Consider the following 14,305-nt stretch of genomic DNA (forward strand, 5'->3'; position numbering starts at 1 on the left):
CTTCACGACCCTGGTGTTCGGTGCCTGGCCGTGCACCGTGCGGTTCCCCAGCGTGGCGCTGCGGCCCGGTGCCGTGTTGCCCCTCTTCGGAGGGCTGACCCTGCCCTGGCCGGCCGCCCTGCCACGTGACGCCGTCACCGCCCGCCGCGCCGATACGCCCGCGCTGCCGCCGACACGGGCCGGTCTGGACCCTTCCGAAACAGCCGTTCACATCTGGAACACATCAGGTTTCCAACGGACAGAAACATCAGGCCGTTGATCTACTTTTCCGCATTTCAACCGCCTCTTGATGTTGCGCACCCCGAAGGGACTCGAACCCCCTGACCCTCTGATCCGTGGACATGGGGCGGTGACGCCGCCCCATGTCCTGGGACGCGCTGCCGACGGGACGCCGTCCGCTACTTGCGTAGGACGAAGAAGGCCACGATGGCGGCGATGATCAGGACCGCGGCGGTGATGGCGGCGGCGATCTTCGCGGCGCTGTAGGGGCGCTCACCGGCGACCTCGCCGGTGCGGCCGTTGACCTGAATGTTGTAGGTCTTGCCGGCGTAGATGTAGCAGGCCAGCCAGACCGGCAGCAGCATCAGCTTGAAGGTCAGCTCGTGGTACTCGGTGTCGACGTGGTCGACGCGCTGCTCGTCGCCGCCGATGTCGTGCCGGCAGTCCTGCTCGATCACCGGCGCGACCTTGCGTTTCGCCTGCTCCAGGCCGGTTTCGGGCTCGACGTCGTAGCGGAGGGTCTCGTGGCCCGCCAGGTACTGCGCGTGGAAGGGCTGGGCGTCGGTCAGCGGCCAGGGTTCCAGGGCGTCGAGGTGCTGCTGGGTGACCTTGGTCGTGCCGGCCACGAGCACGTCGTCGAAGGTGCGCTCGACGGTGCCGCTCGCGTGGTGCCACTGGGTCTTGCGCACCTGGCGGGTCTTCGTCTCGCCGTTCTCGGTGTAGGTCTCCGTCACCCAGTAGTGCTCGCCGCGCTGGCCCTGATAGTGCGAGACGGTCCGGGTGTCGTAGGTCCAGTGCGGCAGGTAGGTGCTCTTCGCCGACTCGGCCTCGGTGACCTTCTTCAGCCCGTTGGGCGCGAACCAGCGCGACGCCGCCCACTTGCGCAGCTCCTCACGCAGCTGCTGCTTGGTGAGGGCGAACGGCAGGACCGCCTCGGGCACGACCTGGTCCTCGGGGTTGACCTCGGCGACGACAGCCGCGCCGCAGAACCGGCAGCGGTCGGAAATCGCGTCGGACTCGGTCTCCGCGCCGCAGTTCTGGCACTTGAAGACGTGCTTGGCCAGCAGCGCGATCGGCTTGCGGGGCAGGCCGGCGAACTGGGACCACTCGTGCTCGGTCACCTGGCGGGTGGCGGCGGCGATCTGGGTCTCGTGCCCGCAGTACGGGCACCGCAGCGCGGTGGTGCCGGGCGCGAACTCGACGTTGGCGCCGCACCCGGCGCACGGGTACTGGGTCTGTGTGATCACGGCTCAGCCCTGCGGCGGCAGCGGCGGCGGGACGGCGGCGAAGAGCGCACCGAGCTCGGCGACCTGGCCCGCGGGGGTCCACTGCGCCATACCGTTCTTCCAGACGAGCGTGGTGCGGGCCACGGCACCCGAGCGGACCTGCGCGCCGAGCGCGTCGAGATCGAACGGGCCGGCCTGCTGGCCGTTGACGCCGGCGAACCACTGGTCCTGCTGCGGCAGCGGCGGCGGCCCGGCCTGCGGCGGCGGGGCAGACACCGGCTGGTTGAGCGCATTGGCCATCCGCTGCCCGGCGGCCATGCCCAGGCCCAGGCCGAAGCCCTCGCCGGCGCCACCGCCCGGGTTGTTGGCGGCGTCCTCCATGGCGTTGGCGGCCTGGAACGTCGTGTATGCGTTCAGGTTGCCCACCACGCCCATCGAGGTGCGCTTGTCGATGGCCTGCTCGACCTCCGGCGGCAGGGAGATGTTCTCGATGATGAACTTCGGGATCTGCACGCCGTAGCCGGTCAGCTCCTGGGTCAGCACGCCGGCGAGCTTCTGCCCGATGACCAGCTGCTGGGCGGCCAGGTCGAGCGCCGGCACCTGCGCGGTCGCGAGGGCGCTGCCGAGGTGGCCGACGATGAGCTGGCGCAGGAACTCCTGAACCTCCTCCGTGCGGAACTGCGGGTCGGTGCCGACCAGCTCCCGCAGCAGCATCGCCGGGTCGACGACCCGCAGCGAGTACGCGCCGAACGCCCGCAGCCGGACCATCCCGAACTCGGGGTCGCGCATCATGACGGGGTTCTGCGTGCCCCACTTGAAGTCGGTGAACTGCCGCGTGTTGACGAAGTAGACCTCGGCCTTCCACGGCGAGTCGAAGCCGTACTTCCAGCCCTTGAGCGTGGTCAGGATCGGCATGTTCTGCGTCTGCAGCGTGTAGGTGCCGGGGGTGAAGACGTCGGCGACCTGGCCCTCGTTGACGAACACGGCCGTCTGCGACTCGCGCACGATCAGCTTGGCGCCCATCTTGATCTCGTTCTGGTACCGCGGGAACCGCCAGACGATCGTGTCACGGCTGTCATCGAGCCACTCGATGATGTCGATGAACTCGCCGCGCAGCTTTTCCACCAGACCCATGACGGTTGCTCCTTCACCACGCACCGTTCACACATTTGCGGCCGAACCATAGAGAATCCCGTGATCGCGAACAAGCGCCAAAGATCCACTGTCGGGATGTCGGCAGTCGCGAAAGCCACCTGGCATGAGCCATACGGCCCTGGCGGTCCGCTTGCACAGGCGATACCGTCGGTCAGGGCGCTGTAGATTGAAGAAGGCCCGGCGCGGGCACGCCGGCCGTACAGCGAGCGATGTGGGCGTTTCGTGAGCGGCTGCGACACATCCACCTCGCTTCGGAGGAGCCTTGACGGGGATCGTCACCCCGCTCTCGTTGTCGGCGCCGGGTGCGCAGTTCGCGTGGTCGGGGCACAATGCCACTCGAGTCAGCGAGGAGGTCGCGCGGTGAGTGCTCAGGACTACCTGTCCGCGGTGGTGTTCGGTGCGGTGATCGGTGTCGTCGCGCGGATTCTGCTGCCGGGACGGCAGCCGATCGGTTTGATCCTTACCGTGTTGATCGGGATGGGGCCGCGGTTGCCGGCACCTGGGCCGCAGACCGGTGGGAGATCAGCAGCGACAAGGTGCTCGTAGTGGCCGGTCACCGCTACGACTGGTTGGTTCTGGGCATACAGGTGGGCATCGCGGTCGTCGGTGTCGCCATTGCGGCGCTGCTGGCTCGTGCATTCTCCTCGGAAGATGACTGACTGAGTCCGTTTGCGCGTTTCTACGAGGTCGATGAACGGTCCTCGGGATTGGTCCCGGAAAGCTTCACGGAGGCTCGTCTGATCGCCCGGGATCGACGGATCGCGAGCATCCCGACTGTGATCATCAGCACGCCGATGACGCCGAATCCAGCGACGATCCAGGTGATGTCGCGCAGCGACAATGTGGAGAGCAGCGACTGCTGCTGCGTGTTGGGTGTCGGCTGCGCCTTGACGGCCGGGGGTGCCGACGCCGCGGGGCCCTTCGGTGTGTATCGCAGGATTCTGGTGCTGCCCGGCTGGTCGGAGGCGGTCAGGAACGCGCGACCATCCGGGGTGTAGGTGATGGACTCGCCCTGCGGTTCGTCGGGGAGCGCGGTGATGCGTGGCGTGCCGGTGGTGATGGCGGCGGCGACGTCCCCGTCGGTCACGTCGAACTCGTAGGCGTCGGCCATGGTGCGCACGACGGCGCGGCGGCCGTCGGGGCTGACCGCGCCACCGGTGATGAGGCCGGCGCCGAGGAAGCTGAGCGGATTCGAGGTGCCGGTCGCCTGCGGGCGAAACGTGCCGACCTGACGCAGCGGCACGCCGGTGATGTTGTTGGACTGCAGGGGGGCGGCCGGAACGTACACCTCGCCGACCGGGTCCTTGGTCACGATGGCCGGGGTGCCGTCGCCGGCGATCAGCAGTGTCTCGGCGTCGCGGGGTTTGCCGTCTGGGTACACAAGGCGGTGGATGACCGGCTTGGTCTCGTTTGGGGCGAGGCTCCACAGGGCGATCGTCGATCGGCGGGTACGCGATCCACCGGTCTGTGGAGTGTTGTCGCCGATGTCGGCGACCCACAGGGTGCCATCCTTGGCGACGGCCGGTAGTGGGGATGATTCGCGGCGTGGGGGCCTCGCTGGTGTACCTGCTCCTACGTCAGATCTTGCAGATGCTCACGCAGCTCGCCCGCGACGGCGGCGCGAAGGACGTCGAACTGCTCGTGTTGCGGCATCAGGTGGCGGTCCTGCGTCCGCAGGTACATCGACCCGACCTGCAGCCCGCGGATCGGGTGGGTCGGCGGCGTTGTCCCGACTACTGCCACGACCACAACGGTCGGCGTTCTTCGTCACCCCGGCCACGCTGCTGCGCTGCATTGGCAGCTGATCGCCCGGCACTGAACGTATCCGCACGCGCGTCCCGGCCGGCCTCCCGTCGACCGGGAGGTCCGCGACCTGGTGCTGCGTCTGGCCGCGGAGAACCCGACCTGTGGCCACCGCCGTGTACAAGGTGAACTGGCGCGGCCGGGCCACCGGATCGCGGCCAGCACGGCCTGGAAGATCCTGCACCAGGCCGGCGTCGACCCGGTGCCCCGCCCGGACCGGACCCACCTGGCAGCCGTTCCTCACCGCACAGGCCCGCACAAGTCGGCGCGAATGTCGTCAATCGCGTCGTCGGTCTCCAAGGCCACCGGGCCGACAATGGCATGAGCACGCGGCACCTCAAGCCCGACGACCGGCACCCGGGCCAGCCCATGCGCAACCGGCGAGCCTGACGACGAGCTGCTCCTGCGCCTCGAGGACGCCCTTGGTCAACGCCGGTTCCGCGAGGCGTGGTCCGCCGGCTCCCGGGCCGACGCCGCGGAGCTGGCCGCTCACGTGTGACGGCGGCGCATCGGCGGCAGGTGTGTTGACCGTCCAGTCAAGTCTGGGCTAGCTTTTGACCGTACGGTCAACACACCTGGAGGCGCGATGGCGCGGGACACGCGGGAGCGGATCGTCACGGCGGCCCGCGATCTCGTGCATGCCGCGTCGCTGGCCGAGGTCAGCACCGAGGACGTGTGCAAGGCGGCCGGGGTGCACAAGGGCAGCCTGTACCACTTCTTCCCCTCCAAGGAAGCCCTCGGCGTCGCGGTGCTGGACTGCAACTGGGCGGTGATGCGCGCGATGCTGGACGAGGCGTTCGGCGACGACGTGCCGCCGCTGGCGCGTCTCGACCGGTTCGTGGACCGGTTCGCGCACCGACTGGCCGTGCTGCGCGAGACGATGGGCACCACCCCGGGCTGCCCGCTGGGCGGTCTCGTCGGCGAGCTGGCCGGTCACGGTGACGAGCCGCGAGCCCAGGCCGGCCGGGTGCTGCACGCCTGGACGCAGTACTTCACCGACGCCGTCAGCGAGGCGAAGGGCCGCGGTGACGTCGACTGCTCGGTGGAGGCCGCCACCGCCGCGCGACGGCTGCTCGCCCACCTGCAAGGGCTGGCGCTGTTGGCCAAGACGTACGACGACCCGCGGCTCGTCCTGGACGCGAAGCGGGACTTCCGGCTGCTGCTTGCATGACCCTCGACCGCACGTCGCCCCTTTTCCATGACCCCAGACTTGACCGATCAGTCAACCCAGGAGGAAGCAATGCCACTGTCCACCGGCGCCGCCTACCGGTTCAACCGGTTCGGCACCGCACTGCTCATCGACGACATGACGTTCGCCCGCAACGCCCCCGGCCCCGGCGACCGGATGCCGGCCTTCGACCTCGTCACCGTCGACGGCGGCCGGTTCCGCGACACCGACCTCGGCCCGCTGCCGGTACTGATGGTGTTCGGGTCCCGGACCTGCCCGGTCACCGAGAGCGCCGGCCCGGTGTTGCGCCGGCTGCACGCCGAGTTCGGCGACCGGGTCCGGTTCGTCCTCGTCAACACCCGCGAGGCGCACCCCGGCGACGTCTTCGGCCAGCCGGCCACCTTCGCCGACAAGCACCGCCATGCCGTACAGCTCCGCGAGCACCACGCGTTCGGCTTCGAGGTCGCCGTCGACGACATCGACGGGCGGCTGCACCGGGCGATGAGCCCGAAACCGAACTCGGCGTACCTGATCGACTCGACCGGCATCATCCGGTACCGCGCCCATTGGGCCAACGACGAGGCCGCCCTGCGCACCGCACTGACGGACGTGACCGCGGGCCGCGTCCCGGCACGTGGCCGCAGCCGCGCCATGGCCGGGCCGCTCATGCGCGCCGTCGGGCACCTGCCTGGCATCGTCCGGTACGCCGGCCGCCGGGTGGAACGCGATGTGTGGCTCGCCGCGCCACCCCTCGCGCTCCTCGGGCGGCTGTCCCGGCTCTTCAACCGGCTCCCGGCCGACCGTCGCGGACCGGCCGCCCTTGCGCTGCTCGGCGTCGTCGTCTCGACGGCCGGGGTCCTGTTCGCAGCGTTGTGACGATTGCCGGTCACAACTGCGTCAGGCGGTCGTCCAACCCTGGTGAAGGCAACCCGACCGGGAGAGGAACCGCCATGACAACGACAAGCCCGCTGCATCTGATGGAACTGTTCGCCGAACGCGCCGCCGCCGGCGACGTCGAGGCACTGCTGGCCGTGCACGAGCCGGACGCGGTGTTCGAGCCGCAATCCGGCACCGTGCTGCGCGGCACCGCGCAGATCCGCGAGGCGCTGACCGGGTTCGCCGCGATGCGACCCACGATCGAGTACACCGGCGAGGCGGGCCGCGTCATCGTCGACGACATCGCCCTCGTCTCCAACACGTGGACGATGACCGGGCACCTGCCGGCGCGGGCGTCCACCGCGACGGCGGGGTGAGCGCCGACGTGCTCGACGGCCTGTCTGCCGGACCCAGCGATGCGCCGGACGCCGCGCTGCTGGAACGGGAGGTCCAGTTGGCCTGCACCCACGCGCTGCTGACCTGCCTGGACCGCGAGCACCGCATCGCGTACATCCTCGGGGAGATCCTCTGCGTCGACTCCGACGACGGCGGCTACATCTGCGACGTGCCGGCCGCCACGTACCGCAAGCGGGTGTCCCGCGCCCGGCACCGCATCCGCGAGCACCTCGGCGCGCACTGCGGTCTGGTCAGCGAGACCGCCGCCTGCCGCTGCGCACGCCGCGTCGACATCACCGTGCGGCAGGGCCGCGTCAAGCGCGGCCGACCGGGGTTCACGGGCCCCGCCGGCGTGCACCTCGACGAAGTCAACGACCGGGTCGCCGGCCTGCACGACGCCGGGCAACTGCTGCGGACCTGCCCGCCGCCGTGCCCGCCGAGTCCCGCGAACGCATCACCAACCTGCTCAGGTCATCCGGCCTGGACCACCTGTAGGAAGGCGAGCCGTTCGTCGGTGAGCCCGGGCGCGACCTCGAGGATCTCGACGTCGACGATCTTCTCAGCAACGAACGGGTCCTCCTCCACCCGCTGCCGCAACTGCTCGGCGGTGCTGTTGTGGGCGAGCGGCACCCCGCCGAGACCCGGCTGCAGGCTGCCCGCCAGCAGGAACACCCCGTCGGCGACGCCCTGCTTGATCCACGCCGCGTGCGCCGCCATGTACTCCCCGGCGGCAGCCTTGTGGTCGGTGAACCGCAGCACCACGATAAACATCCGATCCCTCTTCCGTCTGAGCTTCCTAACCCGCGGTCACCGGTTCGCGGTGACCTGACTATCGAGCCACGCGTCGAGCCGGGCGACCTCACGCCGGACGAACGCCTCGTCACCGAACGCGTTGGACAGCATCGCGATCCCCTGACTGCCCGCCAGTACGTGCAGCGCCAGCGCGTCGGCGTCAGCCGTGGGATCGAGCTCGGTGAACTGCTTGCCCAGCCACGTCCGGAACAACGTGAACACGGCGACGGCATCGGGTCGGCTGGGGTGGCGCAGCTTCGCCAGTTCCGCGGTGAGGGTGCCGACCGGGCACCCGAACCGCTGGATGTCATCGCCGTTGGCCACCACGATGCGGACGAACCGGCGGATCCGCTCCTGCGGCGACGGCGCCTCGGCCGCCCACTGCTCCAGCATCGCGCGGGTCTCCGCAGCCCGCGCCTCGATCACTGCGGCCAGGATGTCGTCCTTGGTCCTGAAGTGGTAATAGAAGTTCCCGCGCGAGATCCCCACGGCCTCGGCGATCGCGGTGAACGAGGTGTGCTCGAAGCCCTGCTCGTAGAACAGCCGATCGGCAGCCGCGACGATCCGCGCCCGCGTCGCCGCACGCTTGTCCACTCCGCGCCTCCCCGCACTTCCGACACCGCACCGTAGGACGGGCGTCCTATGGGTTGTCAACTGCCGATCCGTCGGCTGCCGCGGTCGCGCCCTACCCCGCCCGGGCGTCGGGCCAAAACAGTTGGACGACTCCGGTGATGTTGTCCCCGCCGTACCCCCGGTCGAGCGCCTGCTGGAAGGTGGCGGCGGCGGTCCCGGTCAGCGGAACGGGGCGGTCCCGTGCGGCGGCGTCCGCGACGGCGTACCGCAGGTCCTTGGCCACCAGCTCGACGGGGAACGCCGCCGGGAAGGTAGGGCCGAGCATCGCGGTGGCGGCGGTGGCCGCGGCCGGGCTCGCCACCGGCGTAGCGGTGAGGACCTCGACGACGCGGGACGCGTCCAAGTCGGTTCCGTCCACCGCGCCGAGCAGCTCCGCGACGGCGGCGACCTGCACAGCGAACAGGGAGTTGGCGAGCAGCTTCATCCGCGCGCCGGTCCCGGCCTGCCCCATGTGGTGCACGGCGCCGCCGAGCTGCCGCAGCACCGGCTCGACCCGACGGGCGACCGCCGGCTGCCCGCCGACGAGGAAGATCAGCGCGCCGGCGTCGGCCTGCGGGCGTGACCCCAGCACCGGAGCGTCGAGGAAGTCCACCCCGCGGTGCGTGCACCGGGCGGCGAGCTCGGCCGAGAATGCTGGGGTCACGGTGGAACAGTCGACGGCGGCCGCGCCCGCTGCCATCGTGGTCAGCGCGCCGGTGTCCGGGTCAAGCCAGACGCTGCGGCCGGCGTCGTCGTCACGCAGCATGGCGAGCACCAGGTCACATTGCTCCGCCGCGGCAGCCGGCGTCGGTGCTGCGGTGGCGCCCGCCTCGACCAGTGGCCGCGTCGCATCGGCGGCACGGTTCCACGCGGTGATCTCGTGTTCGCCGGTGGCGAGCAACCGGCGAGCCATCCGCGAACCCATCGCGCCGAGTCCTAGCACAGCGATCTTCATTGGTGCTCCTTCGTGCGTGGTGGATGGTGTTCAGGAGCCCATGGCGGCGAACGCCGCGGTGAGCGCCCGCGGGTCGCTGCTCCACAGCGCACCCATCTGCGCGGACGTCGGGTCGGGATAGATGTCCTCGCCCCCCGCGGTGATGCCGTCGAGGATCGCGTCGGCAACAGCCCGCGGCGCCGCCTTCGGAGCGTCGACACCGGTGAGCATGTCGGTGTCGATCCCGCCGGGGTAGACACCGTGCACGCTGACCCCGGCCCGGGTCAGCGCGGGCCGCAGGGCGAGGGTCAGCGAGTGCGCGGCGGCCTTGGACGCCGAGTAGCCCGCCATCGGCGGGGCCGGCGCGTACGCGAGCAGGGTAAGCACATTGACCAGCGCGCCCTTGTTCGCCGTCAGGGCCGGGGCGAACGCGCGAATCATGTCGTACAGACCGGTGTAGTTGACCGCGAACTCGCAGTCCAGCCCGTCGGGATCCGCGTCCAGGGCGGGGGCGAACGCCGCCGCGCCGGCGTTGTTGATCAGCAGGTTCGTGTCGGTGGCGAGGGCGGCCACCCGATCGACGGCGGCCCGGTCGGTGACGTCGAGGGCGACCGGCGTGACCCGCTCATGGGCGAGGACCGCGCGAGGGTCGCGGGCAGCGGCGTAGACGCGCACCGCGCCACGCGCCAGCAGGGCGTCGACGAGGGCGCGGCCCAGACCGCGGTTGGCTCCGGTGACGACGGCGATACTTCCGGTGATCTCCATGCCACTCACTCTGCCGCTTACCAGTGAGGTACCGAATGCCTGGACTGCTCGCGTTCTTGTCCCAGAGTCTCAGTCTGCTCGCCAGCGCGTCCGTCATGGCCCTACGCTGCGCAGGTGGATGTGCTCGGTGACGTGTTGGCGTTGGCCCGAGTCGACGCGAGCCTGATGGCGACCTTCGACGCGCGCGCCCCGTGGGCCATTGAACTGCCGGCCCGCCAGGGCGCCGCATTCCACGCCATCGTCGCCGGCACCTGCTGGTTCACCACCGACGGCGCTCCCCCACGCCAGCTCGCCCCGGGCGACCTCGTGCTCCTGCCCGCCGGCGCGCGGCACCAACTCGCCACCGACCCCGACCTGCCGACCCGCCGCTTCGACGAAAATCTCAAGCGCAGCCTCATCCAGCCCGACGGCGAACTGGTGATCGATGGGCCCGGCGCCCGCACCCGCATCCTGTGCGCCGGCTACAGCTACGAAGCCGGCGCCAGCCACCCCGTGCTGGGGCTCCTCCCGCCGGTCCTGCACGTCGCCACCGCCCAACCGGACAACGGGCCATGGCTACGCTCCGTCCTAGACCTCCTCGCCCACGAAACCCGCAGCCACACCGCCACCGGCTCCGGCACCGCCGCCCTCCGCCTCCTCGACCTACTCCTCATCCACGTCGTCCGCGTCTGGCTCGACACCGCCGGCAACTCTATGGACCCGTCGTGGCTCCGCGGGCTGCGCGACCCGCTCACCGCCAAGGCCCTGGCCGCGCTGCACGAGCGACCGGGCCACGACTGGACCCTCGACAGCCTCGCCGCAACCGTCAACGTTTCCCGTGCCACCCTCGCCCGGCGGTTCACCCACCACGTCGGCGAACCGCCGCTGACCTACCTCACCCGCTGGCGACTCGACCTCGCCGCCCGCAAGCTCCGCGACACGACCGCGCCCGTCGCCGCCATCGCCCACGACGTCGGGTACACCTCCGAATACGCCTTCAACCGCGCCTTCACCCGCACCCACGGCCAACCACCGGGCCGGTACCGCCGCCACACCGCCACGGAACGCATGTGATCAACCCGTCAATTACACGGCCGATCCATGTGCTGGCGACGCCGGTTCTTGTCGTGAGTACCGCACGTGGTCATGTCGCACCACCGGCGGCGACCCGCTTTCGAGGAGTCGAGGAACAGCCAGCCGCACCGCGGTCCCGGGCAACGGCGCAGTCGCTCGCGGGGAAGGCGGGTCAGCAGGTCGACGGCGCCCGCGGCCAGCCGGCGGCGCAGGCGGGCCAGATCATCGCCGGGCCCGTCGCCTCGGTCGAATCGTAGGACGAACGGAAAGGTCGCCACCTCGAGCTGCGCGTGTTCCGCCGCCTCCCGCCAGTCGGACTCCAAGGTCGCGACGGCCGCCGGCGGCACCGGCACAGCGTCGGAGCCATCACCGGGCTTATGGTCCTTGCCGTCACCTACTGCGTGCGCAACCAGGATCCAGGACGGTCGGCGTTGTCCCGGTCTGCGGCTTCCCGAGCTATCGGGGTGCTTGGGTTGCCTTCTGTTCAGCGCCATCGGCGCCGACCGGCCGTTGACCGGGTCGGCGCCGTGAACCGGGATCGATCAGCGCCGTGGGCGGTTTCGCCGTGGATCGTCGGCGCCCGGCGTATCCTCGCTGTCGGACTCGATCTCGACCCGTTCGGCTCGGACCTCGCCTTCGACCTGTTGCGGTTCCACCTCGCTCTGCCTGTCCAGGTGGACCGTTTCGATCGGTACGGTCTCCTTTCGCACGTACGGCTCCTCGGCGTGCAGCGTTACCTCGCGCTCGGCGCCGCTTGCAACCGGTTCCGCTCCTCGGGCGCGAGCCCCTCGAGGAGCGGTGGCGTCGCCAAGCCGGCGTCACGACGCCAGTGCCGAAACGCCGCGGCGGTCACCGCCAGCCACGCCGCCCCAAGCAGCCACCCTGCCAGCACGCCGGTCAGGTAATGCACCCCCGACGCGATGCGGGTGAAGCCGACCGCGACGACGATCACGGCGATGATGGCCAGGACTGGGCGACGCCATCGTTGCCGGATCGCGGGGAGGAACACCAGCAGCAGCACACCGTAGGTCACGAAAGAGCCGAGGGCATGATCGCTGGGAAGCTGTGGCCGGGCGCCGCCGCCACCGGCACGTCGACGATCGGTCGCAGCCGCCCGACGAGCAGTTTCAGGGTCGGGTCGAGGATGAGCGCGCCGAGGGCAGTGACCACCACGTACGCCGCAAGCCGGTACTCGCGGCGGATCAGCAGGTAGACGGTCGCCAACAGCAGCACACGAACCAGCAGGGTATGCCCACCGAAATCGGTCACAGAGCGCAAAATTTCTGCAGCAGGCCGTCGTCGGCCACCACCGTGTTGAGACCGTCGGCCACCGCCTGGTCCAGGCTCTGCATCGGCTGCCAATCCGACCGGACGACCAACAGCAGGGCCAGGAACCCCACGCCGCCCGCGAGGACGCCGAGCCACCCTACCGACGCCCGCAGCGCGAAGCGCTCCATGTGAACCGGCACCGTGCGGCGATCGTCGACCATGGCGGCCTCCTCTCATCGACGTTGCCGAACGATGGCAACGGTTGCCAGGCACGGCAGCACAGGCGTGCGCACCACGTGGCGGTCAGGCAGGCCGGCGCAGCCGCAGCCGTCGGTGGGTGAACCCGAGCCGGGCCCAGCCGACCAACGCGATGCCCGCAAGCAGTGAACCAACGCCGTCCATCACCAGGTCAGCGATGGTGTCGGTGTAGCCGACGACCATCTCGATACCCAGGACGTGGGTGCCGACCCACTCGTAGCATTCCCAGAGCACACCGATGCTCAGCCCGATCGTGGTGGTGAGCAGGATCAGCGTCCCGTGGTGGCGCAATGCGCGGTGGCGCAGTGCTGGGAGTAGTCCGAGGCGTATCAGCAGCAGCACCGTCATGGCGGCGACGCGCCGGTGGTAACCGCGTGGATCACCCAGTCATCCAGGCCAGCCGGTGATACCAGCCGGCGGCCGAGGCGACCGCGGCGACCACCAGCGTCCAGCCGAACGCCGCGTCAAACGGCCGCGGCAGGCGTGCGAAGCGTGGCACGAGCAACAGCAGCGAAACCACGGCGAACCGCGCCATGTTCGCCGGCGACCACACCAGCAGCGCTGCGAGCAGCGCCGCCAGTGCCGCGGCACGAGCAAGATCACCCAGTACGCCGGCGGCGCTGAGCGCGCGCGTGGTCGAGGTGTCCATGCGCGGCGGCTACCCGCGCAACCTCAACCTGAATCCGACAGTTCCGTGACCGACCTCGCCGGTGCAGTGATGCCGGCTGGTACGCATTGCTGGCTCTGGCACGACGTTGGTGATTGGAGTGACCCGGGCTCCTCGTTCTGCCAGATGTCCGATGTGCTGGTAGAGATCTGGGGCGCCGGGTCACCACGGCCCGCCGGGCCGACTCATAGGTCCTAACAGAGTTGATCGGGGGTCTTCCGTCCTTTGTGGAGGATGATCTAACATCTTCGGCCGTGAGGCGTGGTGAACAGCCGCCGTGGATCGTGCCGGACGGGCTGTGGCAGCGCATCTGGGATTCGGGTCCAGGATGACCTGCTGGCGACGGCTGGAGGAGTGGAACCGGGCCGGGGTCTGGAGCAGGTGCATGAGCTGCTCCTGGCCGAGCTGCACGCCGCGGGCAAGCTGGACTGGTCGCGAGCGGTGATCGACTCCTCCCACGTGCGAGCCGCTCGTCGTGGCCCAAAAGCGGTCCGAGCACCTGAGGCCCGGTCGACCGCGCCCGAGCGGGCTCCAAGCATCACGTCCTGACCGAGGGCGCCGGCATCCCCCTGGCCGTCTCACTCACCGGCGGCAACCGCAACGACGTCACCCAACTCCTGCCACTGATCGACAAGCTCCCACCCGTGCGAGGCCGCCGTGGCCGGCCCCGCCAACGCCCCGACCAGGTGTTCGCCGACCGCGCCTACGACCACGACAAGTACCGCCGAGCCGTACGCGCCAAGGGCATCCGCCCCCGCATCGCCCGCCGGGGCACACCCCACTGCTCCGGGCTCGGCGTGTTCAGGTGGGTCGTCGAGCGCACGATCGCCTGGTACCACGGCATGAAACGGCTCCGCATCCGGTGGGAACGCCGTGACGACATCCACGAAGCCTTCCTCGGCCTTGCGACCTGCATCATTACGTACCGACACGTCGCGCGACTTCGTTAGGACCTCTTAGCCCGCCACCGGCGCACCACTGCACCGGTGCGCACATCTAAGCGCCTGATCAAAAGTTCTGTCCGTAACCCTCGGGCAGCCAGGGTGAGGTCCAGGGCGCTGCGGTGGTGAGGTTCTGGTCGTGGGTTCTGTTGCGGAAGAACGCGTGTGCTT

General features: G+C 70.1%; 19 protein-coding genes and 1 pseudogene. 6 read left to right on the forward strand and 14 right to left on the reverse strand.

The window, feature by feature from the left end:
• A partial coding sequence (locus tag OP18_RS60130) for a hypothetical protein (protein ID WP_211273918.1) occupies window positions 1-259 on the forward strand: 259 nt, incomplete at its 5' end.
• 139 nt (window positions 260-398) lie between these two features.
• Here the strand turns inward: OP18_RS60130 and OP18_RS49370 are convergent.
• The 4 genes from OP18_RS49370 to OP18_RS58400 all read right to left on the reverse strand — a co-directional run bounded on the left by OP18_RS49370 (window position 399) and on the right by OP18_RS58400 (window position 4,343).
• Window positions 399-1,466 carry a TFIIB-type zinc ribbon-containing protein gene (locus OP18_RS49370; RefSeq protein ID WP_033367554.1) on the reverse strand — a complete coding sequence of 356 codons (1,068 nt, stop codon included), beginning with the start codon at window positions 1,464-1,466 and terminating at the stop codon, window positions 399-401.
• Between the two features lie 3 nt (window positions 1,467-1,469).
• The gene (locus OP18_RS49375; protein ID WP_033367555.1) at window positions 1,470-2,579 is read right to left on the reverse strand and encodes an SPFH domain-containing protein; all 1,110 of its coding nucleotides are present in this window, start codon (window positions 2,577-2,579) and stop codon (window positions 1,470-1,472) included.
• 700 nt (window positions 2,580-3,279) lie between these two features.
• Window positions 3,280-3,981, reverse strand: coding sequence for a hypothetical protein (locus OP18_RS49385; protein WP_052388529.1), 702 nt, complete (start codon window positions 3,979-3,981; stop codon window positions 3,280-3,282).
• A 191-nt stretch (window positions 3,982-4,172) separates the two neighbouring features.
• Complete coding sequence (locus OP18_RS58400; RefSeq protein WP_156090344.1) at window positions 4,173-4,343, reverse strand: hypothetical protein; 171 nt, start codon at window positions 4,341-4,343, stop codon at window positions 4,173-4,175.
• A 646-nt stretch (window positions 4,344-4,989) separates the two neighbouring features.
• Here OP18_RS58400 and OP18_RS49390 point away from each other — a divergent pair.
• The 3 genes from OP18_RS49390 to OP18_RS49400 all read left to right on the forward strand — a co-directional run bounded on the left by OP18_RS49390 (window position 4,990) and on the right by OP18_RS49400 (window position 6,824).
• Window positions 4,990-5,574: a TetR/AcrR family transcriptional regulator gene (locus OP18_RS49390; RefSeq protein ID WP_033367557.1), complete on the forward strand. Its 585-nt coding sequence runs from the start codon at window positions 4,990-4,992 to the stop codon at window positions 5,572-5,574.
• Between the two features lie 69 nt (window positions 5,575-5,643).
• Window positions 5,644-6,447 (forward strand): TlpA family protein disulfide reductase, encoded by an 804-nt coding sequence (locus OP18_RS49395; protein ID WP_033367559.1) that lies wholly within the window; start codon window positions 5,644-5,646, stop codon window positions 6,445-6,447.
• A gap of 74 nt (window positions 6,448-6,521) precedes the next feature.
• Complete coding sequence (locus OP18_RS49400) at window positions 6,522-6,824, forward strand: YybH family protein (RefSeq protein ID WP_081971809.1); 303 nt, start codon at window positions 6,522-6,524, stop codon at window positions 6,822-6,824.
• Between the two features lie 490 nt (window positions 6,825-7,314).
• Here the strand turns inward: OP18_RS49400 and OP18_RS49405 are convergent, their stop codons facing one another.
• The 4 genes from OP18_RS49405 to OP18_RS49420 form a co-directional block, all read right to left on the reverse strand.
• Entirely contained in the window at window positions 7,315-7,614 is a 300-nt protein-coding gene (locus OP18_RS49405; RefSeq protein WP_033367563.1) for a YciI family protein, read from the reverse strand.
• Between the two features lie 36 nt (window positions 7,615-7,650).
• Entirely contained in the window at window positions 7,651-8,229 is a 579-nt protein-coding gene (locus tag OP18_RS49410) for a TetR/AcrR family transcriptional regulator (RefSeq protein ID WP_033367565.1), read from the reverse strand.
• Between the two features lie 91 nt (window positions 8,230-8,320).
• Window positions 8,321-9,202 (reverse strand): NAD(P)-dependent oxidoreductase, encoded by an 882-nt coding sequence (locus tag OP18_RS49415; RefSeq protein WP_033367568.1) that lies wholly within the window; start codon window positions 9,200-9,202, stop codon window positions 8,321-8,323.
• Between the two features lie 30 nt (window positions 9,203-9,232).
• Window positions 9,233-9,946, reverse strand: a complete 714-nt coding sequence (locus OP18_RS49420; protein ID WP_033367569.1) for an SDR family NAD(P)-dependent oxidoreductase — start codon at window positions 9,944-9,946, stop codon at window positions 9,233-9,235.
• 114 nt (window positions 9,947-10,060) lie between these two features.
• Here OP18_RS49420 and OP18_RS49425 point away from each other — a divergent pair, with 114 nt between their 5' ends.
• The gene (locus OP18_RS49425) at window positions 10,061-10,999 is read left to right on the forward strand and encodes an AraC family transcriptional regulator (RefSeq protein WP_033367570.1); all 939 of its coding nucleotides are present in this window, start codon (window positions 10,061-10,063) and stop codon (window positions 10,997-10,999) included.
• Window positions 11,000-11,007: 8 nt separating this feature from the next.
• Here OP18_RS49425 and OP18_RS49430 read toward each other — a convergent pair whose 3' ends face one another.
• From OP18_RS49430 to OP18_RS49445, 6 genes are all read right to left on the reverse strand, one after another.
• Window positions 11,008-11,346, reverse strand: coding sequence for a CGNR zinc finger domain-containing protein (locus OP18_RS49430; protein ID WP_052388531.1), 339 nt, complete (start codon window positions 11,344-11,346; stop codon window positions 11,008-11,010).
• 195 nt (window positions 11,347-11,541) lie between these two features.
• Entirely contained in the window at window positions 11,542-11,730 is a 189-nt protein-coding gene (locus OP18_RS56540) for a DUF2382 domain-containing protein (RefSeq protein ID WP_081971811.1), read from the reverse strand.
• 2 nt (window positions 11,731-11,732) lie between these two features.
• On the reverse strand, window positions 11,733-12,362 hold the full coding sequence (locus OP18_RS56545) for a phosphatase PAP2 family protein (protein WP_081971812.1): 630 nt from the start codon (window positions 12,360-12,362) through the stop codon (window positions 11,733-11,735).
• The gene (locus tag OP18_RS54270) at window positions 12,265-12,489 is read right to left on the reverse strand and encodes a hypothetical protein (RefSeq protein WP_052388534.1); all 225 of its coding nucleotides are present in this window, start codon (window positions 12,487-12,489) and stop codon (window positions 12,265-12,267) included. The genes OP18_RS56545 and OP18_RS54270 overlap by 98 nt, the downstream gene beginning before the upstream one ends.
• An 82-nt stretch (window positions 12,490-12,571) precedes the next feature.
• Entirely contained in the window at window positions 12,572-12,874 is a 303-nt protein-coding gene (locus OP18_RS49440; protein ID WP_156090345.1) for a DUF2238 domain-containing protein, read from the reverse strand.
• 31 nt (window positions 12,875-12,905) lie between these two features.
• Entirely contained in the window at window positions 12,906-13,175 is a 270-nt protein-coding gene (locus OP18_RS49445; RefSeq protein WP_033367572.1) for a hypothetical protein, read from the reverse strand.
• Window positions 13,176-13,515: 340 nt separating this feature from the next.
• On the opposite strand from OP18_RS49445, the pseudogene OP18_RS61580 reads away from it, so the two are divergent.
• A pseudogene (locus tag OP18_RS61580) lies at window positions 13,516-14,143 on the forward strand (IS5 family transposase); the annotation flags it as partial.
• Window positions 14,144-14,305 lie beyond the last annotated feature (162 nt).

Origin of the sequence: Dactylosporangium aurantiacum (genome assembly GCF_000716715.1) — a bacterium.
Classification (GTDB): domain Bacteria; phylum Actinomycetota; class Actinomycetes; order Mycobacteriales; family Micromonosporaceae; genus Dactylosporangium; species Dactylosporangium aurantiacum.

Coding starts and splice junctions, on each gene's coding strand:
- OP18_RS49400 (WP_081971809.1), top strand. CDS start 6,522: ATGACAACGACAAGCCCGCTGCATCTGATGGAACTGTTCGCCGAACGC.
- OP18_RS49415 (WP_033367568.1), bottom strand. CDS start 9,202: ATGAAGATCGCTGTGCTAGGACTCGGCGCGATGGGTTCGCGGATGGCT.
- OP18_RS49420 (WP_033367569.1), bottom strand. CDS start 9,946: ATGGAGATCACCGGAAGTATCGCCGTCGTCACCGGAGCCAACCGCGGT.
- OP18_RS49395 (WP_033367559.1), top strand. CDS start 5,644: ATGCCACTGTCCACCGGCGCCGCCTACCGGTTCAACCGGTTCGGCACC.
- OP18_RS49440 (WP_156090345.1), bottom strand. CDS start 12,874: ATGACGGTGCTGCTGCTGATACGCCTCGGACTACTCCCAGCACTGCGC.
- OP18_RS54270 (WP_052388534.1), bottom strand. CDS start 12,489: ATGGTCGACGATCGCCGCACGGTGCCGGTTCACATGGAGCGCTTCGCG.
- OP18_RS49445 (WP_033367572.1), bottom strand. CDS start 13,175: ATGGACACCTCGACCACGCGCGCGCTCAGCGCCGCCGGCGTACTGGGT.
- OP18_RS49390 (WP_033367557.1), top strand. CDS start 4,990: ATGGCGCGGGACACGCGGGAGCGGATCGTCACGGCGGCCCGCGATCTC.
- OP18_RS49405 (WP_033367563.1), bottom strand. CDS start 7,614: ATGTTTATCGTGGTGCTGCGGTTCACCGACCACAAGGCTGCCGCCGGG.
- OP18_RS49375 (WP_033367555.1), bottom strand. CDS start 2,579: ATGGGTCTGGTGGAAAAGCTGCGCGGCGAGTTCATCGACATCATCGAG.